Origin of the sequence: Nonomuraea sp. NPDC001636 (assembly GCF_040298265.1) — a bacterium.
Lineage (GTDB): Bacteria > Actinomycetota > Actinomycetes > Streptosporangiales > Streptosporangiaceae > Nonomuraea.
On sequence record NZ_JBEOZT010000010.1, the window covers coordinates 194,566 to 217,931 of the forward strand.

Annotated in this window: 24 protein-coding genes and 1 pseudogene; 13 read left to right on the plus strand and 12 right to left on the minus strand. The window is 72.7% G+C overall.

Annotated elements, in window-relative coordinates; genetic code table 11:
- Window positions 1-30 precede the first annotated feature (30 nt).
- Together ABT158_RS21115 and ABT158_RS21120 are read left to right on the plus strand one after the other, a co-directional pair.
- Window positions 31-867 (plus strand): alpha/beta fold hydrolase, encoded by an 837-nt coding sequence (locus ABT158_RS21115; protein WP_352355703.1) that lies wholly within the window; start codon window positions 31-33, stop codon window positions 865-867.
- Entirely contained in the window at window positions 860-1,414 is a 555-nt protein-coding gene (locus tag ABT158_RS21120) for a TetR/AcrR family transcriptional regulator (protein ID WP_352355705.1), read from the plus strand. Before ABT158_RS21115 ends, ABT158_RS21120 begins: the two co-directional genes overlap by 8 nt.
- 4 nt (window positions 1,415-1,418) lie before the next feature.
- On the opposite strand, the gene lipB is transcribed toward ABT158_RS21120, so the two are convergent.
- Window positions 1,419-2,054 (minus strand): lipoyl(octanoyl) transferase LipB, encoded by a 636-nt coding sequence (lipB, locus tag ABT158_RS21125; protein ID WP_352355707.1) that lies wholly within the window; start codon window positions 2,052-2,054, stop codon window positions 1,419-1,421.
- Window positions 2,055-2,363: 309 nt separating this feature from the next.
- Between lipB and ABT158_RS21130 the strand changes: the two are divergent.
- Window positions 2,364-2,501: pseudogene (locus ABT158_RS21130) on the plus strand (aromatic-ring hydroxylase C-terminal domain-containing protein); the annotation flags it as partial.
- 21 nt (window positions 2,502-2,522) lie between these two features.
- Here ABT158_RS21130 and ABT158_RS21135 read toward each other — a convergent pair.
- The 3 genes from ABT158_RS21135 to ABT158_RS21145 all read right to left on the minus strand — a co-directional run bounded on the left by ABT158_RS21135 (window position 2,523) and on the right by ABT158_RS21145 (window position 4,200).
- A complete protein-coding gene (locus ABT158_RS21135; protein WP_352355709.1) occupies window positions 2,523-2,711 on the minus strand; it encodes a PspC domain-containing protein in 189 nt (62 codons plus the stop codon).
- A gap of 62 nt (window positions 2,712-2,773) precedes the next feature.
- Entirely contained in the window at window positions 2,774-3,283 is a 510-nt protein-coding gene (locus ABT158_RS21140) for an HAD domain-containing protein (RefSeq protein ID WP_352355711.1), read from the minus strand.
- A complete protein-coding gene (locus ABT158_RS21145) occupies window positions 3,280-4,200 on the minus strand; it encodes an AraC family transcriptional regulator (protein ID WP_352355713.1) in 921 nt (306 codons plus the stop codon). The genes ABT158_RS21140 and ABT158_RS21145 overlap by 4 nt, the downstream gene beginning before the upstream one ends.
- 75 nt (window positions 4,201-4,275) lie before the next feature.
- On the opposite strand from ABT158_RS21145, the gene ABT158_RS21150 reads away from it, so the two are divergent.
- Both ABT158_RS21150 and ABT158_RS21155 read left to right on the plus strand, forming a co-directional pair.
- The gene (locus tag ABT158_RS21150) at window positions 4,276-5,088 is read left to right on the plus strand and encodes an NAD(P)H-binding protein (RefSeq protein WP_352355715.1); all 813 of its coding nucleotides are present in this window, start codon (window positions 4,276-4,278) and stop codon (window positions 5,086-5,088) included.
- Between the two features lie 109 nt (window positions 5,089-5,197).
- Window positions 5,198-6,028, plus strand: coding sequence for an undecaprenyl-diphosphate phosphatase (locus tag ABT158_RS21155; RefSeq protein ID WP_352355717.1), 831 nt, complete (start codon window positions 5,198-5,200; stop codon window positions 6,026-6,028).
- Here ABT158_RS21155 and ABT158_RS21160 read toward each other — a convergent pair.
- Window positions 6,025-6,711, minus strand: coding sequence for a hypothetical protein (locus tag ABT158_RS21160; RefSeq protein ID WP_352355718.1), 687 nt, complete (start codon window positions 6,709-6,711; stop codon window positions 6,025-6,027). The two genes, ABT158_RS21155 and ABT158_RS21160, sit on opposite strands and share 4 nt — an antisense overlap.
- A gap of 133 nt (window positions 6,712-6,844) precedes the next feature.
- Entirely contained in the window at window positions 6,845-7,996 is a 1,152-nt protein-coding gene (locus ABT158_RS21165) for an MFS transporter (protein ID WP_352355720.1), read from the minus strand.
- A gap of 89 nt (window positions 7,997-8,085) precedes the next feature.
- Between ABT158_RS21165 and ABT158_RS21170 the strand changes: the two genes are divergently transcribed.
- Genes ABT158_RS21170 through ABT158_RS21180 form a run of 3 tightly spaced genes read left to right on the plus strand, consistent with a single transcriptional unit; the run spans window position 8,086 to window position 11,463 of the window.
- A complete protein-coding gene (locus ABT158_RS21170; protein ID WP_352321025.1) occupies window positions 8,086-8,403 on the plus strand; it encodes an ArsR/SmtB family transcription factor in 318 nt (105 codons plus the stop codon).
- Entirely contained in the window at window positions 8,390-10,777 is a 2,388-nt protein-coding gene (gene hrpB, locus ABT158_RS21175; RefSeq protein ID WP_352355723.1) for an ATP-dependent helicase HrpB, read from the plus strand. Before ABT158_RS21170 ends, hrpB begins: the two co-directional genes overlap by 14 nt.
- Window positions 10,774-11,463, plus strand: coding sequence for a hypothetical protein (locus ABT158_RS21180; protein ID WP_352355725.1), 690 nt, complete (start codon window positions 10,774-10,776; stop codon window positions 11,461-11,463). Before hrpB ends, ABT158_RS21180 begins: the two co-directional genes overlap by 4 nt.
- A gap of 14 nt (window positions 11,464-11,477) precedes the next feature.
- Here ABT158_RS21180 and ABT158_RS21185 read toward each other — a convergent pair whose 3' ends face one another.
- Window positions 11,478-12,656, minus strand: a complete 1,179-nt coding sequence (locus tag ABT158_RS21185) for a threonine synthase (protein WP_352355727.1) — start codon at window positions 12,654-12,656, stop codon at window positions 11,478-11,480.
- A gap of 57 nt (window positions 12,657-12,713) precedes the next feature.
- Between ABT158_RS21185 and ABT158_RS21190 the strand changes: the two genes are divergently transcribed.
- From ABT158_RS21190 to ABT158_RS21200, 3 genes are read left to right on the plus strand one after another with little or no spacing between them, the layout of a single operon-like run.
- Window positions 12,714-13,541, plus strand: a complete 828-nt coding sequence (locus ABT158_RS21190) for an SPFH domain-containing protein (RefSeq protein ID WP_352355729.1) — start codon at window positions 12,714-12,716, stop codon at window positions 13,539-13,541.
- Window positions 13,534-13,707, plus strand: coding sequence for a type II toxin-antitoxin system antitoxin (locus tag ABT158_RS21195; RefSeq protein WP_352321015.1), 174 nt, complete (start codon window positions 13,534-13,536; stop codon window positions 13,705-13,707). Before ABT158_RS21190 ends, ABT158_RS21195 begins: the two co-directional genes overlap by 8 nt.
- Before the next feature lie 19 nt (window positions 13,708-13,726).
- Complete coding sequence (locus ABT158_RS21200) at window positions 13,727-15,166, plus strand: amidase (RefSeq protein WP_352355731.1); 1,440 nt, start codon at window positions 13,727-13,729, stop codon at window positions 15,164-15,166.
- A 13-nt stretch (window positions 15,167-15,179) separates the two neighbouring features.
- Here ABT158_RS21200 and ABT158_RS21205 read toward each other — a convergent pair whose 3' ends face one another.
- From ABT158_RS21205 to ABT158_RS21220, 4 genes are all read right to left on the minus strand, one after another.
- The gene (locus tag ABT158_RS21205) at window positions 15,180-16,025 is read right to left on the minus strand and encodes an aldehyde dehydrogenase family protein (protein ID WP_352355733.1); all 846 of its coding nucleotides are present in this window, start codon (window positions 16,023-16,025) and stop codon (window positions 15,180-15,182) included.
- A gap of 179 nt (window positions 16,026-16,204) precedes the next feature.
- Window positions 16,205-17,623: an aldehyde dehydrogenase family protein gene (locus tag ABT158_RS21210; protein ID WP_352355735.1), complete on the minus strand. Its 1,419-nt coding sequence runs from the start codon at window positions 17,621-17,623 to the stop codon at window positions 16,205-16,207.
- 84 nt (window positions 17,624-17,707) lie between these two features.
- Window positions 17,708-20,563 (minus strand): helix-turn-helix transcriptional regulator, encoded by a 2,856-nt coding sequence (locus ABT158_RS21215; protein WP_352355737.1) that lies wholly within the window; start codon window positions 20,561-20,563, stop codon window positions 17,708-17,710.
- A 116-nt stretch (window positions 20,564-20,679) separates the two neighbouring features.
- Entirely contained in the window at window positions 20,680-20,826 is a 147-nt protein-coding gene (locus tag ABT158_RS21220; protein WP_352355739.1) for a hypothetical protein, read from the minus strand.
- Window positions 20,827-21,035: 209 nt separating this feature from the next.
- Here ABT158_RS21220 and deoC point away from each other — a divergent pair, with 209 nt between their 5' ends.
- Together deoC and ABT158_RS21230 are read left to right on the plus strand one after the other, a co-directional pair.
- Complete coding sequence (gene deoC / locus ABT158_RS21225; protein ID WP_352355741.1) at window positions 21,036-21,965, plus strand: deoxyribose-phosphate aldolase; 930 nt, start codon at window positions 21,036-21,038, stop codon at window positions 21,963-21,965.
- A 29-nt stretch (window positions 21,966-21,994) separates the two neighbouring features.
- Window positions 21,995-22,660, plus strand: coding sequence for a hypothetical protein (locus ABT158_RS21230; RefSeq protein WP_352355743.1), 666 nt, complete (start codon window positions 21,995-21,997; stop codon window positions 22,658-22,660).
- On the opposite strand, the gene ABT158_RS21235 is transcribed toward ABT158_RS21230, so the two are convergent.
- Window positions 22,657-23,223 (minus strand): TMEM165/GDT1 family protein, encoded by a 567-nt coding sequence (locus ABT158_RS21235; RefSeq protein WP_352355745.1) that lies wholly within the window; start codon window positions 23,221-23,223, stop codon window positions 22,657-22,659. The two genes, ABT158_RS21230 and ABT158_RS21235, sit on opposite strands and share 4 nt — an antisense overlap.
- Window positions 23,224-23,366: the final 143 nt, after the last annotated feature.

The window sequence follows — 23,366 nt, forward strand, 5'->3', positions numbered from 1 at the left end:
GCTATAAGAGTTAGCCGAGAGGGGTTGGACATGACGGAGTTCCTGACGGTCGAGGGTGGACAGCTCGCCTACGACGTGACCGGCGAAGGGCCGCTGATGGTGCTGGCGCACGGCATGGGCGTCGGGCGGCAGTCGTTCAGGTTCCTGGTGCCCGAGCTGGTGGCGGCGGGTTTCCGGGTGGCGACCCCCGACCTGCGCGGCCACGGCGAGTCCAGCCGCGACTGGCCCTCCTACACCCGCACCGACGTCGCGGGCGACCTGCTCGCGCTGGTCCGCCACCTGGGCGGCCCGGCGGTCCTGGTGGGCCACTCGTTCGCGGGCGGGGCCGTCACGATCGCCGCCGCGCAGGCGCCCGAGCTGGTCAGCGCCGTGGTGGAGATCGGGCCTTTCACCCGGGTGCAGAAGATCGACGGCGGCGGCCTGCTGCGCAACGCCCGCCATCGCAAGGGGGCCATGCTGCTGCTCGGCGCGGCGCTCCTGCGCAGCATCGGGCTGTGGAAGAAGTACCTCGACCACGCCATGCCCGGCGTCAAGCCCGCCGACCACGCCGAGCACATCGCGGCGCTCGAAGCCGACCTGCGCCGGCCCGGCCGGATGGCCGTGGTCTCCAAGATGGGCCAGGTCCCCCCCACCGACGCCGGCGCGCGGCTGCCCGACCTGACCCGTGACGTGCTGGTCGTGATGGGCACGCTCGACCCCGACTGGGCCGACCCGCGCGCCGAGGCGGAGGGCGTCGTGGCCGCCATGCCCGCCGGGCGCGGCCGGATCGCCATGATCGAGGGCGCCGGCCACTACCCGCACGCCCAGTTCCCGGCCCAGGTGGCCGCCGAGGTGCTGGCGTTCGTCAAGGAGCGCGTCCATGCCTAGGGCGGCGCTGTCCCCGGACGCGGTCGTAGACCTGGCGGTGTGCCTGGTGGACGAGAACGGGCCCGAGGCCCTGACCCTCTCGGCGCTGGCGGCCCGCGCCGGGGTCGCGACGCCGTCGTTGTACAAGCACGTGCGCAACCTGGCCGAGCTGCGCGAGCTGCTGTCGGTGCGGATCACCGACAAGATCACCGACGAACTGGCCCAGGCGGTGCTGGGCCGTTCCCGCGACGAGGCCGTCGGCGCGCTCATGGACGCCTGGCGCGCCTACGTCACCCGCCACCCGCACCGCTACGCGATGGTCATCCAGCAGCCGCACCCCGGCATGCGGGCCCCGGGCGAGCGCCTGATGGACATCATGCTCGCGGCGCTGCGCGGCTACGGGCTGGAGGGCTCCGACGCGATCCACGCGGCCCGCTGCCTGCGCGCGACGGCGCACGGGTTCGCGGTGCTGGAGGCGTCGGGCGGGTTCGGCCTGCCCGAGCTGCTCGACGACAGCTACGACCTGCTCAAGCGCATGGTCGTGGCCGGGCTGACCACTCCCCGCTGAGCGGTCAGGACGCCTCGAAGGCGGCGGCCACGGCGGGCCGCACGTCCTGCATGGTGATGTCGCCCAGCTCGCGCTTGAGCGAGGTCATGTCCACGTCGGGCATGCCGCAGGCCACCGCCCAGTTCCAGGGGGTGAGGTCGCCGTCGACGTTGAGCGCGAACCCGTGGCTGGTGACGCCCCTGCTCTGGCGCATGCCGATCGAGATGATCTTGCGGCCGGTCGCGGACGTCCAGACGCCGGTCAGCAGCTCCGAGCCCGGCGGGGTGTCACGCCGCTCGGCGGGCAGGCCGAGCTTGCCCAGCGCCTCGACCAGGCGCAGCTCCACCTCCCGCACGTAGTCGACGATGCCCTCGTCCTCGCCGAGCTTGACGATGAGGTAGCCCACGAGCTGGCCGGGGCCGTGGTAGGTGAGCTGCCCGCCGCGCCCGGTCTCCAGCACGGGGATGCCGCGCGCGGGGTCGGGCAGGTGCTCGGCGGGGGTGCGCCGGCCGACGGTGTAGACGGGCGGGTGGCTGAGCAGCCAGAGCGTGTCCGGCCGTTCGTCCCGCTGGCGCTGGCCGACGAGGTCGGTCATGCGCTCCATCGCCGTGTCGTAGTCGACCAGATCGTCCTGGAGAAGTGTCAGCGGCCTTGCCCTCATCCTTCGAGGATAAGACGCATCCCGGACACCAGCGCACGCAGCCCGAACTCGAAGTCGCCGTCGGGGTCCTCCACGGGCCGCGCGTCGAGCGGCACGGCCGGGCCGCGCTCGTCGATCGCCAGCCGAGGGCGAACCTGCCGACCGCGATCAGCGCCCTGACCGCCTGCTCGCCGGTGAATCCCGCCTCGGTCAGCGGCCTGATGAGCGCCGGGAGCTCGGCCAGCCGGCGCGGCGTGGGCCGGGACCCGGGACGACCCGGTTGCGCGACCTGTTCGCCCAGCTCATGACCGTCCCCGAGGCCGCCCGGCCCTGCTCGCCGCGGGGGCGCGCTGGGCCGATCGGGTGGACGTGGTGCCCGGCGACCGCGGGCTGCTGGTGCGGCCCGACGGTTACGTGGCCTGGGCCGAACCCTGCGCGGAGCCCGCCGAGGCGGCGCTCACGCGATGGTTCGGCGAGCCGGCGGACGCGTCAGTGGGAGTAGCCCCTCGGCTCCTCCGGGATGAGGATCCACATGGCGACGTAGACCACCCAGAGCGGGCCGGGAATGAGCGACAGCAGCAGCCAGAGGATGCGGACGAGGGTCGGGGGCAGCCCCATCTTGTCGGCGAGCCCGCCGCAGACGCCGGCCAGAATCCTGTGCTCCCTTGAGCGGTACATGCTGTTCCTCCGTGTCGTGATGACCTACCGGTGAAACGGACAGCAGTGCCGCCGATATCCCGCTAGGGACCCTGAGAAAACCCTGTAAGGGTCAGCCACTCATGAGCCATGCCCAGATGTTCCCTGGTCAGTCCATGTCTGGGATCGACGTGGATCAACAGGAAATTCTCCAGACCCTGATGCACCCTGAGGTACTGCTCGTCCTGCGCCCACACCTGGTCGTCGAACCACACGAACGGCCGCCGCCCGGCGTACGCGGCGACGTGCGGCGTCTTGAACATCTCGCCGTGCTCGGTACGGGTCCGCCCGGGGCCCATGGTGATGACCGGGAGCGTGGGCAGGCCGATCCTGGGCGAGATCCACTCGTTGGCGTGCTGCTCCCAGGTGGTGGCCCAGACCAGCTCGGCGCCCGTGGTCAGGGCCAGGTCGAGCAGCCGGCGGCCGTGGCGGGGGTTGAGGTGCACGGTGTAGACGTCGGTGCCGATCGTGCAGCGGTAGCGCCGGAAGTCGGGCGTGGGGCGGCCCATCGGGTTGAGCACGCCGTCGACGTCGAGCAGCAGCAGGGGCTTCACCTCGCCGCTCCGGCCCGGTGCTCCTGGGGGCTGACGCCGCGTACGCGCTTGAAGGCCGCGCTGAGCGCGAACGGGCTGCCGTAGCCGACCTTCCTGGCCACCGAGCCGATCGTGGCGTCGGGCTCGCGCAGCAGGTCGGCGGCGAGGGCGAGCCGCCAGTCGGTGAGGAAGGACATCGGCGGCTCCCCCACCAGGTCGGTGAACCGCCTGGCCAGCGCCGCCCTGGAGACCCCCACCTCGGCGGCGAGGGCGGCGACCGTCCAGGGGTGGGCGGGGTTGTTGTGCAACATCCGCATCGCCCTGCCCACGATCGGGTCGCCCATCGCGCGGTACCAGGCGGGCGCCTCGTGCGTGGCGAACCACGACCGCAGCACGGCGATCAGCAGCAGGTCGAGCAGCCGGTCGAGCACCGCGGACTGGCCCGGGTCGTCCTTGACGATCTCGGCGCCGAGCAGCGCGATGACCGGCCCGCCGGGCTGCACGAGGAGCTGGGGCAGCGCGTCGAGCAGGCGCCTGCTGACCTCGCCCTCCAGCGTGTACGTGCCGGTGATCAGCACGGTGCCGCCCGCCGGGTCGTTGCCCCAGGTGCGCACGCCGAGGTCCATCGACTGGTACAGCGACTCGCCGTCGACGGTGGTGCAGCGCTGGCCGGGGTGGATGACGATCTGCGGCGCGGTGCCGGGGGCGTCGGCCACCACGTACGGCTCCGGCCCCCGCAGGATGGCCACCTGCCCGGGTTCGAGGCGGGCCGGCTCGCCCTTGTCCGGCAGCACCCACGCCTCACCGGCCACCAGGGCCACCAGCGTGAGCGGGGCCTCGTCCTGGATGCGCATCGACCACGGCGGGTCGAGGATGGACCGGAGCAGGAAGGCGCTCCGCGCTCTCGGTCCGTCGAGCAATGCCGCGAGCTGATCCATGGGCTAGACGATCGCATATGCCAATGCGCTTCTCAACCATGGAGAGTCTTATGGGTATGACGGCTTACTGGATGCATGACGATTTTGGTTCTGGGCGGAACCGGCAAGACCGGCCGCCGTGTCGCTGACCGGCTCACCTCTCTCGGCCTCCCCGTGCGGATCGGCTCCCGCTCGGCCACGCCGTCCTTCGACTGGGCGGACCGCTCCACCTGGGCCGCCGCGCTCGACGGCGTCGAGTCCGTGTACGTGGCCTACTACCCCGACCTGGCGCTGCCCGGCGCGTACGAGGACGTCCGGGAGCTCACCCGGCTCGCCGCGGACGCCGGGGTGCGGCGGCTGGTGCTGCTGTCGGGCCGGGGCGAGCCGGGGGCCGAGGCGAGCGAGCGGACCGTGCGGGAGTCCGGCCTCGACTGGACGATCGTGCGCTGCGGCTGGTTCATGCAGAACTTCAGCGAGGGCTTCCTGCTCGACCAGGTCCTCGACGGCGTGCTGGCGATCCCGGTGGCCGACGTGCCCGAGCCGTTCGTGGACGCCGACGACATCGCCGACGTGGCCGTGGCCGCCCTCACCCAGGACGGCCACGCGGGCCGCCTGTACGAGCTCACCGGACCGAGGCTGCTGACGTTCGCCGACGCGGCGGCCGAGCTGTCGAAGGCCACGGGCCGCACGATCACCTCGATCGAGGTCACGCCGGAGGAGTACGTGGCCGGGGCGGTGGCGGCGGGCGTGCCGAAGGAGGAGGCCGAGGGCCTGACCGGGCTGTTCACCGAGGTGCTCGACGGCCGCAACGCCCACGTGACGGACGGCGTCCGGGAGGCGCTGGGCCGTCCGGCCCGCGACTTCGCCGACTACGCCAGGGCCGGCGCCGCGGCGTGGGCCGGACGCTGAGGACGGGCCGGCTCTCCCCCGGCCCGCTCAACCTGCTGGGCGGGCAACTGCGCGGCCCCCGTTTCCGCTAACCTCACCCTGGTCACTCCCGTAACCGGAAGGTGTAGTCGTGATCGGCTGGCTCGAAGCGGTGGTGCTGGGGCTCATCCAGGGGCTCACGGAGTTCCTGCCGATCTCCTCCAGCGCCCACATCCGTGTGGTCTCGGCCTTCTTCGGCTGGCAGGACCCAGGGGCGGCCTTCACGGCGGTCATCCAGCTCGGCACCGAGGCCGCGGTGCTCATCTACTTCCGCAAGGAACTGTGGGAGATCATCTCCACCTGGGTCCGCTCGCTGTTCGACCGGGAGCTGCGCGGCCACTGGGCGGCCCGCATGGGCTGGTACGTCATCGTCGGCACGCTCCCGATCGGCGTGCTGGGCCTGGTGTTCAAGGACCAGATCGAGACCGTCTTCCGCGACCTGCGGCTGGTGGGCACGACGCTGATCGTCTTCGGCTGCATCCTGTGGTTCGCCGACCGCACCGCGCGCAACAAGCTGACGCTGGAGAAGCACCTCAGCTTCACCCACGCCATCGTCTACGGCTTCGCGCAGGCGCTGGCCCTCATCCCGGGCGTCTCCCGCTCGGGCGGCACGATCACGGCGGGCCTGCTGCTCGACTACCGCCGCGAGGACGCCGCCAAATACTCGTTCCTGCTGGCCATCCCCGCCGTGCTGGCCTCCGGCGCGTTCGAGCTGAAGGACATCGGCGAGGGGCAGGCCCCCGCGTGGGGGCCCACCATCCTGGCGACGCTGATCTCGTTCGCCGTCGGCTACGCGGCGGTGGCCTGGTTCCTGAAGTACATCAGCACCCACCGGTTCACCGCGTTCGTGATCTACCGCATCCTGCTCGGCTTCCTCGTCATCCTGGCGGTCACCCTGGGCTGGATCCCGGCCCAGGCCTAGGCCGACACGGCCGTCCGGTCGAGGGCGGGCGAGGGGTAGTAGGCCGCCCACGCCTCGTCGCCCATGCGCAGCACCTTCAGACCGGTCCAGCCGAGGCCGGCGACGGGCAGGGCCCAGAACAGCACGGTCACGGGGCCGTACTCGATGGGGAAGGACACGACGTACCCGACGAAGACCAGCAGCGGCACCCACCAGCCGACGAACCCGGCCCGCCACACGGCGACGACCAGCAGCGGCAGGCCCAGCACGGCGAAGAACATCCACGGCATCTGGAAGCCGAAGATCACGCCGGGCAGGTTCAGCATCTCGTCGAGGATCTTCTGCGCCTGCTCCGGCGGATTGTGCCGGCCCAGCCACCACTCGACGGGGTCCATCATCAACAGGGCCGACGTCGAGATGTAGCCGATGGCCGTCGCCGCCCCGGCGATGTGGCCGAGCACGGTGGCCTTGCGCCTGGTGAGGTGCACCAGGGCGACGGCCGCCAGGCCCATGAGCATCCAGCTCCAGTGATAGAGCGCCGACTCGGCCTGGGCCAGCGCGGGGTTGTCGCCGTAGCTGACCGCCTCGCGGGTGTCGCCCCACGTGCCGGGGTCGATGACGACGGCCACGAACTGCAGGAGCGGGGCCGCGATGAGCAACGTGCCCGCCGCGACGCGGCGGAAGGTCACCTGGTTCCTGAACATGGCGGCGACGGTACGTGCCGCCGCCGCCACCCGTCGTCCGCCTGCGGGGCGACCGCAGGTCACCTCCGGGACGGAGAAGATCAGACGGCCACCGGCGTGCGCGGGGCGGCGGGGCCGCGCCCAACGTCCAGCGTTACCTGACGGGCACGCTCTCGTTCGACGAGATCGCCGCCGCCCGGGGGTAGGTCGCCAGGGTGAACAGCAGCGCCGCCACGCCGAGCCCGGTGGCCAGCACGACCACCCCGGTCCGGCCGTAGGCGTCCAGGGCCACGCCGCCCGCGATGCCGGCCGCGAACAGGCCGACGTACTGGGCGGACGACAGCAGGCCGAGCCCGATCGGCACGTTGTCCGGCACCGCGGCCACCGTCCTGAACTGCTGGGCCGGCGCCACCAGCCAGCCGAGCGCGCCCCACAGGAACGCCCAGACCAGCGCGATCGGCAGGGCCAGGTTGGCGACGGGGATCAGGGCCATGAAGACCGTGGAGGCGGCCAGGCCGATCAGCACCATCCTGCGCGGCCCGTAGGCGTCGGTGAGGCGGCCGCCGAGCTGGTTGCCCACGATGCCGCCGAGTCCCCACGCCCACAGCACGGCCGGCAGCGGCAGGTCGAACAGCGACCCGATGTAGGTGTAGGCGGTGAACCCGGCGCCGAACATCAGCAGCTGGGTGACCAGCACCACCAGCACCCGCCGGTCGGCCAGCGGCGCGAACCGCTCGCCGAGCCGTCCCGACACGGCGACCCTGACGTCCGGCACGAGCGCCGCCACCCCGGCGAAGCCGATCACGCCGAGCCCGACGACCAGCCACATCGTCGCCCGCCAGCCCGAGACCGAGCCCAGCCAGGTGCCCAGCGGCACGCCGACGGCCGAGGAGACGCTCAGCCCGCCCATCACCAGCGCCAGCGCCCGCCCGCGCCGCTCGGGCGAGGTCAGCGCGTTGGCCACGCCCGAGGCGGTCGGGGTGAACATCGCCGCCCCGGCCGCGGCCACCACCCGCGTGGCCATGACCAGCGGGTACGTCGGAGCCAGCGCGGTCAGCACGTTGCCCGCGACGAACACGGCCAGCGCCAGCAGCAGCAGCCGCCTGCGCGACAGGCGGGCGGTGAGCGCGGCCAGCAACGGGGACAGCAGCGCGTACGCCAGGGCGAACACGGTCATGAGCTGCCCGGCGGCGGACGTGGAGATCCCGAGGTCCGCGGAGATGGGGGTGAGCAGCCCGGCGGTGACGAACATGCCAGTACCGATGGCGAAATTTCCGGCAGCAAGGGGATAGAGCCGGGAACTCATGGAACCTCCAGCCAATTAGTTGGACGGGCATCAAACTGTCATTACAGTTGGATAGTTGTCAAACAATCAGAGCGAGGTAGGGTGCCACCATGCGCCTGCTACCGCACCCCGCGAAGGAGGACATCCAGCTCACCGAGGTCCTGCGTGCGCTCGCCGACCCCGTCCGGCTGGAGATCGTGGTCCGCCTGGCCACCCTCGGCGAGATGACGTGCACCGCCGCGGGCGACCATCTCGGCGTCCACAAGTCGACGGCGTCCCACCACTACCGCTCGCTGCGCGAGGCCGGCGTGATCGTCTCCAAGCAGGAGGGCCGGCTGAAGTACATCAGCCTGCGCCGCGGCGACCTCGACGAACGTTTCCCCGGTCTGCTCGACTCCGTGTTGTCGGCCTCGCATGCCCCTGCCTGACCGGCTGCCGATCCACGACGCGCTCCCCGAGCTGCTCGCCACGCTGGAGCGCCACGGCACGGCGGTGCTCACCGCGCCGCCCGGCACGGGCAAGACCACGGTCGTGCCCCTGGCACTGGCCGGGACCGGGCTGCGGGTGCTGGTCGCCGAGCCCCGGCGGCTGGCCGTCCGCGCGGCGGCCCGGCGCATGGGCGTCAGCTACACGATCCGCGGCGAGCGGCACACCGGGGCCAACCCCATGGTCGAGGTCGTCACCACCGGCGTGCTGCTCCAGCGGCTCCAGCGCGACCAGGAGCTCGCCGGGGTCGACGCGGTCGTGCTCGACGAGTGCCACGAACGCCATCTCGACGCCGACATCGCCCTCGCGTTCCTGCTCGACGTGCGCGAGACGCTCCGTCCCGACCTGCGGCTGCTGGCCACCTCCGCGACCGCCGACGCGGCCCCCTGGTCGCGGCTGATCGGCGGGCCCGTGGTGGCCGCCTCGGGGACGGCCCATCCCGTGGAGACCGTGTGGGCGCCGCCGGAGCGTCCGGTCGCGCCGCCCCACGGCCTGCGCGTCGATCCGGCGCTGCTGTCGCACGTGGCCTCGGTCGTCCGGCGGGCGTACGCCGAGCGCGACGGCGACGTGCTGTGCTTCCTGCCCGGCGTGGGGGAGATCGCCCGGGTCGCCGGGATGCTGGGCGACCTCGACGTGCTCCAGGTGCACGGCCAGGCGCCGGCCCGCGTCCAGGACGCCGTCCTGTCGCCCGGGGCCGGCCGCCGGGTCGTGCTGGCCACGTCGGTGGCCGAGTCGAGCCTGACGGTGCCGGGCGTCCGCGTGGTGGTGGACTCGGGGCTGGCCCGCGAACCCCGTACCGACCACGCCAGGGGGCTCGGCTCGCTCACCACGGTCAGGGTCTCGAAGGCGTCCGCCGACCAGCGGGCCGGCCGCGCCGGGCGGGAGGCCCCCGGGGCCGTTTACCGCTGCTGGACCTCGGCCGAGCACGAACGCCTGGCCGACCACGCGCGGCCGGAGATCGCGCTGGCCGACCTGACCGGGTTCGCCCTCCAGGCGGCCTGCTGGGGCGACGCGGACGCGGCCGGCCTGGCCCTGCTCGACCGGCCGCCGCCCGCCGCGATGGCGGCCGCCGTCCGCACCCTTGAGGCGCTGGGCGCGCTGGAGGCCGGCCGGGTGACCGGCCGCGGGCGGCGCATGGCGCTCGCCGGCGTGCATCCCCGCCTGGCCAGGGCCCTGCTCGACCTCGGCCCGCGGGCCGCCGAGGTGGTGGCGCTGCTGTCGGAGCAACTGCCCAGGGACGCGGGCGACGACCTCGCGGAGGTCTGGCGTGCGGCCCGCAGCGGCGGCACCGGCTTCGCGGCCCGCTGGCGCCAGGAGACCAGACGCCTCGCCCGCGCCTGCGGCCAGGGGTCGGACGTACGGCAGGTGAGCGACGACGCGCTGGCCGGGATGGCGGTGGCGCTGGCGTTCCCGGAACGGGTGGCGCGACGGCGCGGCGGCGGCTATCTCATGGCGTCCGGCACGCAGGCCCAGCTCGCCGAGGGCTCCAGGCTGTCCACCGCGCCGTGGCTGGCGATCGCCGTCGCCGACCGGCCCACGGGCTCGGCCTCGGCCCGCGTGCGCCAGGCCGTGGTGATCGACGAGGAGATCGCCAGGCTGGCCCTGCCCGTCACGGTCGAGGAGGAGGTCGCCTGGCGGGTGCCGCCGGGCGAGCGGCGCGGCGACGTGTCGGCCCGCGTGGTCGAACGCCTGGGCGCGATCGAGCTGTCCGCCACGCCGCTCAAGGACGCCGACGTGCGCCCCGCCATCCTGCACGGCCTGCGCACCGAAGACCTCCTGACCTGGACGCGGCAGGCGAAGGACCTCAAGGACCGCCTGACCTTCGCCCACCGCGCGGTCGGCCCGCCGTGGCCTGCCACCGACGACCTGATCGCCCTGGCCGACCAGTGGCTGGAGCCGGAGCTGTCCAGGGCCCGCCGCCGCGCCGACGTCGAACGCATCGACGTGGCCGCCGCCCTGCGCCGCCTGATCCCGTGGAGCGAACGCCTGGAGAACGTGGCCCCCGAACGCGTCGAGGTGCCCAGCGGCTCGCAGATCAGGATCGACTACTCCGGCGAGCAGCCGGTGCTGGCGGTGAAGCCGCAGGAGCTGTTCGGCTGGCAGGAGACGCCGCGGATCGCCGGCGTCCCCCTGCTGGTCCACCTGCTGTCCCCGGCGGGCCGTCCGGTGGCGGTGACCGCCGACCTGGCCTCGTTCTGGCGCGAGGGCTACCGGTCCGTACGGGCCGAGATGAGGGGCCGCTACCCTAAACATCCATGGCCGGAGGATCCGCTCACCGCGCCGCCGACCCGCCGCGTCAACCGGAGCAGACCTTGATCGACGAAGCCGTCCGCGACAACGCCGCCTGGTGCGACACGATGTGCCGGGCGCACGGCCGTCCCGGCGTCTTCGGGCCGCTCGCCTGGACCAACCCGGCCAGGACGCCCGTCCTCTACCCCGACGCCGTCACGCTCTCCCCCGACGCCGGGCCGGCCGACGTGCTCGGCCACATCGACGCGGGCTCGGGCGCCTCGGTCAAGGACAGCTTCGGCACGCTCGACCTGCCGGGCTTCGACGTGCTGTTCACCGCCCAGTGGATCGCCCGGCCCGCTCCGGACGCGCCCGGCCGTCCCCTCAGGGCGGCCACCGGCGACCCGATCGTGTGGGAGGTGGCCGCCGACCCCAGGGCGCTGGCGGAGTGGGCGCAGGCGTGCTTCTCCGGCGGCGCGCCCGGCCTGTTCCCGCCCGCGCTGCTCGACGAGCCGCGGGTGCGGCTGGTGCTCGGCCGCATCGGGGGCGACGCGGTCTGCGGCGCGGCGCTCAACGCGAGCGGCACGGCGACGGGCGTCTCGAACGTCTTCGCCTCGGGCTGCGACGAGTCCGCCGCCTGGGAGGGCACGGTGGCGATGGCGGCCGAGCTGTTCCCCGGCCGCCCGCTGGTCGGCTACGAGAGCGACCCGTCGGCCGCCCTCGCCCACGGCTTCACCACCCTCGGGCCCCTGCGCATCCTGCTCAAGCCCTGACCCGCCGGGCGCGGTCAGTCCGTCAGGTCGGCCACCGTCAAACCGGTGCGGACCGGATGGGTCACCTCGCCCACCCCCATGTCCTTGAACCCGCTCGACGTGCCCACGCACACCACCGGCCCGTCGAAGTCCCGGCGCAGCTTCCGGTAGCCCGCCAGGCCCGCCGCCCCCGACAGCTCCTGCCATATGCCCTGGCGCGCCAGGTCCCGCTGGGCGGCGCGCATCTCGTCGTCCGTCACGAGCACCGCCTCGCCGCCGCTGTCGCGCACCGCCAGCACGCCCCGGTGGCCGCCGACCGACCCCGCGATCCCGTACGCCCGGCTGGCTCCCAGCTCGACGACCGCCGCGGGTGAGCCCTCGGCCAGGGCCCGCGCGTTGGGGCCGCCCGCGGCCGGCTCGCAGGAGAACATCCGCGGCGCGTCCCCGGACAGCCCGAGCAGCCGCAGCTCGGTGAAGCCCTTCCACATCCCGAACAGCAGCTCGGCGTACCCGGTGGGCGCGAAGACCGCCGCGGGCACCCGCCGGAGCTGGAGGAACAGCTCGTACGCGATCGTCTTGTAGCCCTCCGGGCCGAACGGGTGGCCGGTGTGGGTCACGGTCTGGTTGCTGACCGGGTGGTAGCCCAGCCGGTCCACGACCTCCCGCAGCAGCGGCCACCGCTCCTCCGCCGGCACGGAGAACACCTTGGCCCCGTACGCCCGCACGAACTCCTGCACGCCGGCCGGCGAGTCCGCCGAGGCCAGCACGATGGCGGGCAACCCGGCGCGGGCGGCGTACGCGGCGGCCGAGGCGCCGTGGTTGCCGGACGAGGCCACCACCACCCCCGCCGCCCCCTCCGCCAGGGCCGCGCTGACCGCCACCCGGTTCAGCCGGTCCTTGTGCGACCAGGTCGGGTTCTGGGACTCGTCCTTGACGTGGATCCCGTCGAACTCCAGCAGCGGCGTCCCGCCCTCGCCCAGCGTCGGCGCCTCCAGGGACGGCAGCAGCGGCGACCACCGCGCGATGTCCGGCCCCGGCTCCTGGTCGAACAGCCCCTTGTCGAGGCGCGCGTAGTCGTAGACGACCTCGACCGGATAGGCGAGCTCAGCGGTGCTGGTGCGCGGGCAGCCCCTCGTCAGCGGCGGGGACAGCGGGAACTCGATCGAAGGGTCACCCAGCGAGCGCTGGCGGATGGCAAGTGAAGATCCGTTCACGCGCATGGAGTTTATATGGCTATCATGGTGATATCACTTCGATAGCAAGGAGTCGCGATGGAACGTCGTGCTTTCCGGGTCAACGGATTCCTCGTCCTGCTTGTCCTCCTCCTGCTGGGCGGCGCGGCGCTGGTCTCGATCAAGACGCTCGGCATAGCCTGGATCGTGCTCTTCGCGCTCGTGGCCTCCGGCTTCACCGTGGTCAACCCCAACGAGGCCAAGGTCGTGCAGTTCCTCGGCCGCTACGTCGGCACGGTCAACGTGGCGGGCCTTCAGTGGGTGGCGCCGTTCACCACCAAGCGCCGCATCAGCCTCCGGGTGCGCAACTTCGAGACCGCCAAGCTCAAGGTCAACGACGCCGACGGCAACCCGGTCGAGATCGCCGCGGTGGTGGTCTACAAGGTCACCGACACGGCCAAGGCCGCCTTCTCCGTCGACGACTACGAGCAGTACATCGCGATCCAGTCCGAGGCCGCCGTGCGCCACCTCGCGACCACCCACCCGTACGACTCGCACGAGCCCGAGCGCACCAGCCTGCGCGACGGCGCCGAGGTCGCCGGCGAGCTGACCGCCGAGCTGCGCGAGCGCACCGAGCTGGCCGGCATCGAGATCCTGGAGGCCCGGATCACCCACCTGGCCTACGCGCCGGAGATCGCCCAGGCCATGCTGGTGCGCCAGCAGGCCAGCCAGGTGGTGGCCGCCCGCACCAGGATCGTCGAGGGCGCGGTCGGCATGGTCCAGCTCGCGCTCGACCGGCTGGCCGCCGAGGGGGTCGTGGAGCTCGACGAGGAGCGCAAGGCCCAGATGGTCTCCAACCTCCTGGTCGTCCTGTGCGGCGACCGGGCGACCCAGCCGGTGGTGAACGCCGGCAGTCTGTATGCCTGAGCGGAAGAAGCTCCTGCTCCGCCTCGACCCGGCCGTCTACGACGCCATCGCCAAGTGGGCGGCCGACGACCTGCGCAGCATCAACGCGCAGATCGAGTTCGCGCTGCGGCTGGCGCTGAAGGAGGCCGGGCGGGAGCCCGGCAGGGGCTCTCGCAAGGAAGAGTGAAAACCTGCACACTCTAGACATGTTGTGGGCAGGCAGGACCGCCATCGAGATCGCGGCGGCCGTCCGGCGCGGCGACGTCACGGCCACGACCGTCGTGGAGCAGCACCTTCACCGCATCTCCGAGCGGGATTCCCGGGTGGGCGCCTTCCGGCTGGTCAGGAAGCAGGCGATGGACGAGGCGCGGGCCGTGGGCGACCGCCGCGACCTGGCCGACCTGCCGCTCGCCGGGGTCCCGGTGGCGGTCAAGGACAACCTGGAGGTGGCCGGCGAGCCCACCCGCGCCGGCTCGGCGGCCACGTCCGGCGCGCCCGCCCGGGAGGATCATCCGGCCGTGGCCCGTCTGCGCGCGGCGGGCGCGGTGATCGTCGGGCTGACCAACCTGCCGGAGCTGGGGCTGGTCGGCTTCGGCGACAGCCCGTACGGCGTCGTGCGCAACCCCTGGAACCTCGCCCGCACCGCCGGCGGCTCGTCCTCGGGCAGCGCGGCGGCGGTGGCGGCCGGGATGGTCCCCATCGCGCTCGGCAACGACGGCATGGGGTCGCTGCGCATCCCGGGCGCCTGCTGCGGCGTGCTGGCCGTCAAACCGGGAACCGGCCTGGTCCCGCCGCCCGCCGACGACTGGGACGGGCTCACCGAGAACGGCCCCCTCGCCACGACCGCGGCCGACCTGTCGCTCGCGCTGTCCGTGCTGGCCGCCGACCCGGCGCTGGCGGAGGCGTGGCGTACCGGCCGCCGGGTCGAGCCGAAGCCGCGCATGCTGCGCTCGGTCTGGGCCGACGACGACGAGGTGTGGGAGCCGCAACCGCCGCAGGACAGCCCGGAGCCGTTCGACCTGCGGGTGGCCTACGCCCCTCAGCCGCTGCCGCCGGGCCTGCCCGTCGACCGGGAGTTCCAGGCGGCGGTGCGCGCGGCGGCCGAGACGTTGCGGCACGCCGGGCACACCGTGGTCGAGCACCCGCACCGCCTGCCCGCCTGGCTCGGCCCCGCCGCGGTGGCCACCTGGCTCGGCCGGGCCGCCGCCGCCGCGGACGGTCTCGATCCGCACGGCCTGGAACGCCGTACCCGCGCGCTGGCCCGCGCCGGCCGCGTGCTCACCAGGATCGGCCTGGACGGCCGGCGCGGCCGCGAGCGCTGGAGCGGCTACGGCGCCGACACCTGGTTCGGCGACGCCGACGTGATGATCACGCCGGCGCTCGCCGCCCTGCCGCCGCGCGCCGACCGCTGGGGCGGGCGCGGCCTCCTGCCCAACCTGCTGGCCAACGTCAGGTACGCGCCCACCACGGGCGCGTGGAACCTGTGCGGCTGGCCCGCGATGGCCGTGCCGGTCGCCACGCACTCCAGCGCGCTGCCGATCGGCGTGCAGCTGGTGGCGCCGCCGGGCGGCGAGCCGCACCTGCTGGCCCTGGCCGCCCAGCTCCAGGCGGCCCACCCGCCGCTGCGCCCGCCCGGCTTCTCCTAGCCGCCTGTCTCTCTTAGACGCCCGCTGGGTGCCAGACGGTCTTGGTCTCCAGGAACCGCGTCATCCGCCCGAGCCCCGGATCGGCCGTCCAGTCCTCGCGCACGGGACGCAGCACGCGCTTGAGGTTCTCGGCCGCCTCCTGCTCGCAGCGCAGCGCCAGGTCGGCGTCCTCGACCCCGGTGAGGTCGAGCGCGTTGACGTCCATGTGCGCAGCCAGCCAGGGCGCCAGCTCGGCCTGCTGACCCGTCAGGATGTTGACCACCCCGCCCGGCAGGTCGGACGTGGCCAGCACCTCGGCCAGCGTGATCGAGGCGAGCGGCGAGGGCTCGGAGGCGACCACGACGCACGTGTTGCCGGTGACGATCACCGGAGCGACCACGGACACCAGCCCGAGCAGCGGATCGGCGGGCGCGACCACGGCCACGACCCCGGTCGGCTCCGGCGAGGACAGGTTGAGGTACGGCCCCGCCACCGGGTTCGCCGACCCCCGCACCGCCGTGATCTTGTCGGACCAGCCCGCGTACCAGACCAGCCGGTCGACCGCCGCGTCCACCGACTCAAGGGCGGCCTTCTTGCCCAGGCCCAGCTCCTCGGCGAACTGCCCGCGCCGCCCCTCCAGCATCTCGGCGACACGGTAGAGGATCTGCCCCCGGTTGTAGGGGGTCGCGCCGGACCAGCCGGGGAACGCCTTGCGCGCGGCCACCACGGCGTCGCGCGCGTCCTTGCGCGAGGCGCGCGAGGCGTTGGCGAGGAAGTCGCCCTTGGGCGAGGTCACGGGATAGGACCTCCCACTCTCCGAGCGCGGGAAGGCCCCGCCGATGTACAGCTTGTAGGTCTTTCTGACGGACAACCTACTCATCGCCCCGACCTCTCCACGTGGACTCCTGCGACGTCTGGACCGGGGCGAACACCTGGCCGCACCTGCTGACGCCGCAGCGGTGGGCGTACCAGCCGACGCGTACGGGCCGGCCGGCGCGGGCGAAGGCGTGCCCGCGGGTGGCCTGGGCACGCCGCCCGGACCGCCCGGCACGGCGATGATCACACGTCAAGGTAGGCCTCCAGCCCGGCGAGCCCGCCCTCACGGCCGTACCCCGACTCCTTGTAGCCGCCGAACGGCGAGGTGGGGTCGAACTTGTTGAACGTGTTGGCCCAGACGACCCCGGCCCGCAGCCGGTCGGCCATCCACAGGATGCGCGAGCCCTTCTCGGTCCAGACCCCGGCCGACAGCCCGTACGGGGTGTTGTTGGCCTTCTCCACGGCCTCGGCCGGGGTGCGGAAGGTCAGCACGGACAGCACCGGCCCGAAGATCTCCTCCCGGGCGATCCGGTGGGACTGGGCGACCCCGGTGAACAGGGTGGGCGGGAACCAGTAGCCGCGCTCGGGCAGCTCGCACGCGGGCGACCAGCGCTCGGCGCCCTCGTCGGCCCCGGCCTCGGACAGCTCGCGGATCTTGGCCAGCTGCTCGGCCGAGTTGATCGCGCCGATGTCGGTGTTCTTGTCCAGCGGGTCGCCGAGCCGCAGCGTGCCGAGCCGCCGCTTCAGCGACTCCAGCAGCTCGTCGTGCACCGACTCCTGCACCAGCAGCCGCGAGCCGGCGCAGCAGACGTGGCCCTGGTTGAAGAAGATGCCGTTGACGATGCCCTCGACCGCCTGGTCGACGGCGGCGTCCTCGAACACGATGTTCGCGGCCTTGCCGCCGAGCTCCAGCGTGAGCTTCTTGTCGGTGCCCGCGACCGTGCGGGCGATGATCCGGCCAACCTCGGTCGAGCCGGTGAAGGCCACCTTGTTGACGTCGGGGTGGGCCACCAGGGCGGCGCCGGTGTCGCCCGCGCCGGTCACGATGTTGACCACGCCGGGCGGCAGCTCGGCCTGCTGACAGATCTCCGCGAACAGCAGCGCGGTCAGCGGGGTCGTCTCGGCGGGCTTGAGCACCACCGTGTTGCCGCAGGCCAGCGCGGGCGCGATCTTCCAGGCCAGCATGAGCAGCGGGAAGTTCCACGGGATGACCTGCCCGGCCACCCCGAGCGGCTTGCTCCCGAACCCGGCGTAGGCCAGCTTGTCGGCCCAGCCCGCGTAGTAGAAGAAGTGGGCCGCGACCAGCGGCAGGTCGACGTCGCGCGACTCGCGGATGGGCTTGCCGTTGTCGAGGGACTCCAGGACGGCCAGCTCGCGGGCCCGCTCCTGGATCAGGCGCGCGATGCGGAACAGGTACTTGGCCCGCTCGGCGCCCGGCAGGGCGCTCCACACGCCGAACGCCTTGCGCGCCGCCTGCACGGCCCGGTCGACGTCGTCGGAGGAGGCCGAGGCGACTTCCGCCAGCTTCTCCTCCGTCGCCGGGTTGACCGTCTTGAAGGGGGAGCCGGAGCCGTCCACGAACTCACCGTTGATGAACAACCCGTACGACGGCTTGAGATCGACAATGTCGCGCGACTCTGGCGCGGGTGCGTAGTCGAACATCGCCGTCACGCCAGGGTGAGGTATAGGGACATCACCTTGCCAGCGTAGACGGTCGGTCCGAGTGCTCAGAGGGGCCCGGAGCTCCTAGGACAGGAGTGACAGGCGGTGCGCCGCCGCGGCGGCCTCTCCGCGCGTGGTGACACCCAGCTTGGCCAGGATGTTCGAGACGTGCACACTGACGGTTTTCGCCGAGATGAACAGTTCGGCGGCGATGTCGCGGTTGGTGCGTCCCTGGGTCACCAGGCGCAGCACCTCCAGCTCACGCGGCGTCAGCAGCTCCGACGGCGTCTCCTGGGCCTGCGGGCCACCGCCCACGCGCCGCGACAGCGCCTCGATCTCCTCGGCGAGCGGGGTCGCGCGCAGCGCCGCGGCGAGCGGACGCGCCTGCCGGAGCCTGGACGCCGCGCCCTCCCTGTCACCGCTCCTGGCCGCGACGCCGGCCGCCCGCAGCAGCGCCTTGGCCTGGTTGTGCGGACGCATCAGCCGCTCCCACGCCGCCGCCGAGGCGTCGAAGTCGCCGCTGTAGGACAGCCGGTACGCCTCCGCCACCGGCCCGCTGATCGTCAGCTCGGCCGCCACTTCTGCGGCGTGCGCCCGTACCGCGGCGGTCCGGCCGGGTTCGAGGTCCTCCGCCGCGTCGCAGACCGTGCGCAGCAGGGAGAGCAGCCGCCAGCCCAGCATGGCCTTGCTCGGCAGCCGCGGATGCGACAGCGCCCGCTCGGCCACGGCCAGCGCCGCCCACGGCTCACCCTTGAGCAGGTGCCAGCCGATGTGCAGCCGCGCGTTGCTGATCACGTCCTGGACGAAGTCCTCGGGACGGTCCTTCAGCACGCCGATCTCCGACAGGATGCCCTCGACGCGCTGCAGGTCGCCCCTGGCCAGCCCGATGTCGGCCCGGACGCGCAGCAGCGCGTACTGGGTGCGCAGGACGGGCCCGTAGTTGAGCGCGCTGTCCACGAGGTCGAGCGCCTCGTCCCAGCGGCCGAGCGACTCCAGCGCCTCGGCCCAGTTGTTGAGGATGAACAGCCCGCTGCCGCGCAGCCTGCCGTACTTCTTGGCGTACTCCCAGCCCTCCTGCGACAGGCGCAGGGCCTCCTCGGCGCGGCCCATGTCGATGAGGGAGTCGATGTTGTTGCCGATCGCCCTGACGATGATGCGGCCCGAGCTCTCGGTCTTGCCGACTGCCATCGCCTGCTCGTTGACGGCGATGACCCGCTCCAGCTCGCCTCTGAGCGAGTGGCCGAGCGCCAGGTTCATCAGCAGGTCGCCTTCGAGGCACTTGTCGCCGGACCGCCTGACCAGGTCGAGGCCCTCGTGGATCAGCTCCTCGCCCTCGGTGATCTGGCCGCGGAGCATGAGCTGCCTGCTCAGCGGCATGACGACCTCCGCGCGCACCGGGCCCGGCTCGGGCGCCAGCCGCAGGGCGTGCCGGAGCAGCTCGATGACGCCCATCTGGCCCTTCGACGCCTTGAACGACGCCTGCCGCACGATGAGCTGGGCCACCCGGCCCGGCTCCTTGGTCTCGTCCAGCTCGGCGAGGGCGGCCTTGACGAACTTCACGCCCTTGTCCACCTCGCCGCCGGCGTTCGCGGCCTCGGAGGCGCGTTCGAGCACGGCGGTGTGGTCGACGCCGATGCGCCGGGCGGCGTCGGGGACCCGGTCCCAGAGCATGAGCACGCGTTCCAGCAACGGCACGGCCTCGGTGTAGGCGTACGCCTTGAACGACTTCTGCGCGGCCTCCCAGGCCGACACCAGGGCCCAGAGGTCGTTGCGGGCGCCGTACCAATGGTGGGCCAGCTCGACGGGGGCGCGGCCGGGCGGGACGAGCGAGCGGTCCTTGGAGATCTCCTCGGCGTACCGGGAGTGCAGGCGCTGGTGCTCACCCGGCAGCAGCTCCTCGTGCACGGCCTCCTGGATCAGCGCGTGCCGGAAGACGTAGGCGCGGTTGTCGGCGATCTGCAGCACGTTCCCGGCGATGGCCGGGCGCAGGGCCGCCTCCAGCTCGATCTCCGACAGCCCGCTGACGGCGGCCAGCAGCGCGTGGCCGACCCGGTTGCCGCCCGCCGCGGCCATGCGCAGGACGCGCTGGGTGTCCTCGGGCAGCCGTTCGACGGCGCTGAGGATGAGGTCCTGCATGGACTCGGGGAACGTGCAGTCCTCGCCGCCGTCGAGCAGCGCCTCCACGAACAGCGGAATGCCCTCGCTGCGTTCGTAGACTTTCTGGACCTTCACATATTCGGGCGCGGAGCCGAGGATGCCGGCCATCTGCGCGGCCACCTCGTCGCGCGACAGGCGGGGCAGGTCGAGGCGGTGGACGCCGTTCACCCGGCCGAGCTCGGCCAGCACGGGGCGGAGCGGATGTTGCCGGTGCAGGTCGTCGGAGCGGTAGGTCATGACGATGAGCACCTGCGGGGCGTGCAGGTTACGGCTGAGGAACGCGATCAGGTCGCGGCTGGAGCGGTCGGCCCAGTGGATGTCCTCGATGACGAGGACCGTGGGGCGGCTGTCCGCGAGGCGTTCGAGAAGGGTGAGGAACTGCTCGAAGAGCCGGGCGCGGCCCGTTTCCGTCTCTCCGTCGCCGCTGGGCTCGCCGAACTCCGGCAGCAGCCTGGCCAGGTCTCGCTGGGCGCCTTCGGGCAGCAGCGCGGCCACCGCGGCGGGGCCCTGCTCCCTGACGAGCTGTCTGAGCGCGGCGGTGAAGGGCGCGTAGGCAAGGCCCTCGGCCGACAGCTCGACACAGCCGCCGACCAGCACCTGCGCGCCGTCGGCCATGCAGGACTCGGCGAAGCGCTGCACGAGCCGGCTCTTGCCGACCCCAGCCTCCCCGCCCATGAGCACGGCCGTCACCGTGCCCTTACGTGCCTCGTCGAAGCTCTCTGCGAGAGCGGCGAGCTCCTCCGCCCGCCCGACGAAGACGGGACTCACCGAACGTCCCAGCATGTCGTTCAGCATGCCATGCCCTATCAATCAGTTTCGACGGGGTTTCAGGGGGTTTCAGGGGGGTGCAGAGGCCCGGCCGCCACAACTGATGACGCGGCCGGGCTCTCTGGGGGCGGTCATGACGAACGAAGCTTGCCGAAGACCGAGCGCCGCTCGGCCTTGTTTCCCTTCATGGCCTCGCGTACTCGACGGTGCTCGGCGGCGGCCCGCCGAAGCTCGCTGGCGTAGGACTTCATGAGCTCGTACTCGAGTTCGGGGTTCAACGTGTTCTCCTGAACATTTGCTGCTTTTTCCTGACATCTTCAATGTTCGGCCTAAGGCCCGGCCCGCCACATCGGGTGGATGACCTATCTGCGGGCGCAGGCGGGGCCGGACATACCTAGGACCGGGCCCGGCCCGCCTTAGGCGGCGTTCCCGTCCGTCCGGTTTGGAGGTAGTGGCCCTGGTCGGCGATGCTGTGAAGGTGTCAACTGTGACTACCTCGCTCGCGGACGTCGCCTCGTCCCACGCGACGCTGCGCGCCTTCCTGCACGGCCTTCCCGGAGTCGACCGGGTGGGCGCCGACCAGCGGGCGGCCATGCTCGGCACCCGTTCCATCAAGACCACGGCCAAGGCCCAGGCCATCGACCTGGCCATCTCCATGGTCGACCTGACGACGCTCGAAGGCGCCGACACGGCGGGCAAGGTGCGGGCCATGTGCACCAAGGCCGTGCACCCGGGCGGCGGCGCTCCCAAGGTGGCGGCGGTCTGCGTCTATCCCGACATGGTGGAGGTGGCCGTCCGGGCGGTGGCCGGGTCGGGCGTCAAGGTGGCCTCGGTCGCCACCGCCTTCCCCAGCGGGCGCTCCTCGCTGGAGGTCAAGGTGAGCGACACGGCGCTGGCCGTGGCCGCGGGCGCCGACGAGATCGACATGGTGATCGACCGCGGCGCGTTCCTGTCCGGCGACTACATGAAGGTCCACGACGAGATCGTCGCGGTCAAGGCCGCCTGCGGCGCCGCGCACCTGAAGGTGATCCTGGAGACGGGCGAGCTGGCGACCTACGACAACGTGCGCCGGGCGTCCTGGCTGGCCATGATCGCGGGCGCCGACTTCATCAAGACCTCCACCGGCAAGGTGTCCCCCGCGGCCACGCTGCCGGTGACCCTGATCATGCTGGAGGCGGTGCGCGACTTCCGCGACACCACCGGCCGCCAGGTGGGCGTGAAGCCGGCCGGCGGCATCCGCACGACCAAGGACGCCATCAAGAACCTGGTGCTGGTCAACGAGACGGCGGGCGACGACTGGCTCTCCCCCGACTGGTTCAGGCTGGGCGCGTCCTCGCTGCTCAACGACCTGCTCATGCAGCGCCAGAAGCTCGCCACCGGCCGTTACGCGGGCCCCGACTACTTCACCCTCGACTGACGGCGACCGCCCTCGGGCGGCTCTACGAGGTGTTCGGAGCCGTCGCGAGGCCCGCGAGCGTGCCCGGCTGCCCCCACTGCGTCGAGCCGGGCGAGCAGGCGTGCCTGCTGTCCGGCCCGGTCTCGGCGATCGAGGCGGGCTCGCTGGCCCGTTACGCGGCCAAGGCGCTCACCACGTGGGGGGACGTCCCCGCCTTCCGCTACTTCCTGCCGCGCCTGCTCGAATGCGCGGCGGCCGACGCGTTCTCCTACCCCGACCCGGAGATCGTCCTCGGCAAGCTGGCCGTCGCCGGCTGGCACGGCTGGCCGGGCGGCGAACGCGCGGCCGTCACCGCGTTCCTGCACGAGTGGTGGCTCGGCACGCTGCGCCGCCGTCCGTCCCGTCCGCCGGCCGGCGCGGTGTTGTGCGCCGTCGCCGCCACCGGCGTCGACCTGGCGCCCTTCCTCGACGCCTGGGCCGCGCTGGAGAGCGAGGCGGCGATCGCCCACCTGCGCGACTTCGTCACCGACGGCCTGTCCGGGCGGCGGCTGACCAACGCCTTCTGGGATCGCGACGCCCCCGCCCACGCCCAGGTCCTCGCCTGGCTCGGCGACGGGCCCGCGGCCAGGGCGGTGGAGGCCGCCTTCGCCCGGGAGAGCCGCGAGCCCGTGCTCGGCCTGCTCGCCGACGTCCACGAACGGCTGCCGCGCTCTTAGATCAGCGCCTCGACCAGCAGGATGACGCCGAACACCGCGAACGCGGCGGCGGCGCCGTACCGGATGACCTTCTCGGGGAGGTGCTTGCCGAGCAGGCGGCCCACCAGGATGGCCAGGGCGTCGGCGGCGACCATGCCCACGGTGGAGCCGATCCACGTGCCGACCCAGCCGTGCTGCGTGGCCAGGGTGATCGTGGCGAGCATCGTCTTGTCGCCCAGCTCGCTCAGGAAGAACGCCACGGTCACCGCGACCAGGACGTTCCTGGTCGTCTTGCGGGCCTTGTCCTCTTCCTCCTTGGTCAGCTCGTCGCCCCGCAACGTCCACAGGGCGAACCCGAGGAAGGCGATGCCGGCCACGATCGAGATGGCCGTCGTCGGCAGGGCCTTCCCGACCAGCCCGCCCACGGCCACGCTCAGCAGGTGCACGACGGTGGTGGCGATGGTGATGCCCGCGAGCACGGGCCAGGGCTTGAAACGGGTGGCGAACGTCATCGCCATGAGCTGGCTCTTGTCACCGAGCTCGGCCACGAAAATGACCGCGAGACTGATCCAGAACGCTTCCAACCGGTACTCTTCCCCGCGACCAGACCGGAAGCAGGCACCCGGGGGATCTTCGGGCACGACTTTCGGCCCGGCAGCGTCTTTGTGTCATGACTGCCAGGCCGAAGGTCTCGTCCGCCCGTCAAGGCCCGTGTGACCGGGCGCGA

Excerpts from the sequence above, each read along its gene's own strand:
- ABT158_RS21170 (WP_352321025.1), top strand. The coding sequence starts at position 8,086 with ATGCGCCTGCTACCGCACCCCGCGAAGGAGGACATCCAGCTCACCGAG.
- ABT158_RS21205 (WP_352355733.1), bottom strand. The coding sequence starts at position 16,025 with ATGAGTAGGTTGTCCGTCAGAAAGACCTACAAGCTGTACATCGGCGGG.
- hrpB (WP_352355723.1), top strand. The coding sequence starts at position 8,390 with ATGCCCCTGCCTGACCGGCTGCCGATCCACGACGCGCTCCCCGAGCTG.
- ABT158_RS21195 (WP_352321015.1), top strand. The coding sequence starts at position 13,534 with ATGCCTGAGCGGAAGAAGCTCCTGCTCCGCCTCGACCCGGCCGTCTAC.
- lipB (WP_352355707.1), bottom strand. The coding sequence starts at position 2,054 with ATGAGGGCAAGGCCGCTGACACTTCTCCAGGACGATCTGGTCGACTAC.
- ABT158_RS21120 (WP_352355705.1), top strand. The coding sequence starts at position 860 with ATGCCTAGGGCGGCGCTGTCCCCGGACGCGGTCGTAGACCTGGCGGTG.
- ABT158_RS21135 (WP_352355709.1), bottom strand. The coding sequence starts at position 2,711 with ATGTACCGCTCAAGGGAGCACAGGATTCTGGCCGGCGTCTGCGGCGGG.
- ABT158_RS21200 (WP_352355731.1), top strand. The coding sequence starts at position 13,727 with ATGTTGTGGGCAGGCAGGACCGCCATCGAGATCGCGGCGGCCGTCCGG.
- ABT158_RS21165 (WP_352355720.1), bottom strand. The coding sequence starts at position 7,996 with ATGAGTTCCCGGCTCTATCCCCTTGCTGCCGGAAATTTCGCCATCGGT.
- ABT158_RS21145 (WP_352355713.1), bottom strand. The coding sequence starts at position 4,200 with ATGGATCAGCTCGCGGCATTGCTCGACGGACCGAGAGCGCGGAGCGCC.
- ABT158_RS21115 (WP_352355703.1), top strand. The coding sequence starts at position 31 with ATGACGGAGTTCCTGACGGTCGAGGGTGGACAGCTCGCCTACGACGTG.
- ABT158_RS21190 (WP_352355729.1), top strand. The coding sequence starts at position 12,714 with ATGGAACGTCGTGCTTTCCGGGTCAACGGATTCCTCGTCCTGCTTGTC.
- ABT158_RS21150 (WP_352355715.1), top strand. The coding sequence starts at position 4,276 with ATGACGATTTTGGTTCTGGGCGGAACCGGCAAGACCGGCCGCCGTGTC.
- ABT158_RS21210 (WP_352355735.1), bottom strand. The coding sequence starts at position 17,623 with ATGTTCGACTACGCACCCGCGCCAGAGTCGCGCGACATTGTCGATCTC.
- ABT158_RS21160 (WP_352355718.1), bottom strand. The coding sequence starts at position 6,711 with ATGTTCAGGAACCAGGTGACCTTCCGCCGCGTCGCGGCGGGCACGTTG.
- ABT158_RS21215 (WP_352355737.1), bottom strand. The coding sequence starts at position 20,563 with ATGCTGGGACGTTCGGTGAGTCCCGTCTTCGTCGGGCGGGCGGAGGAG.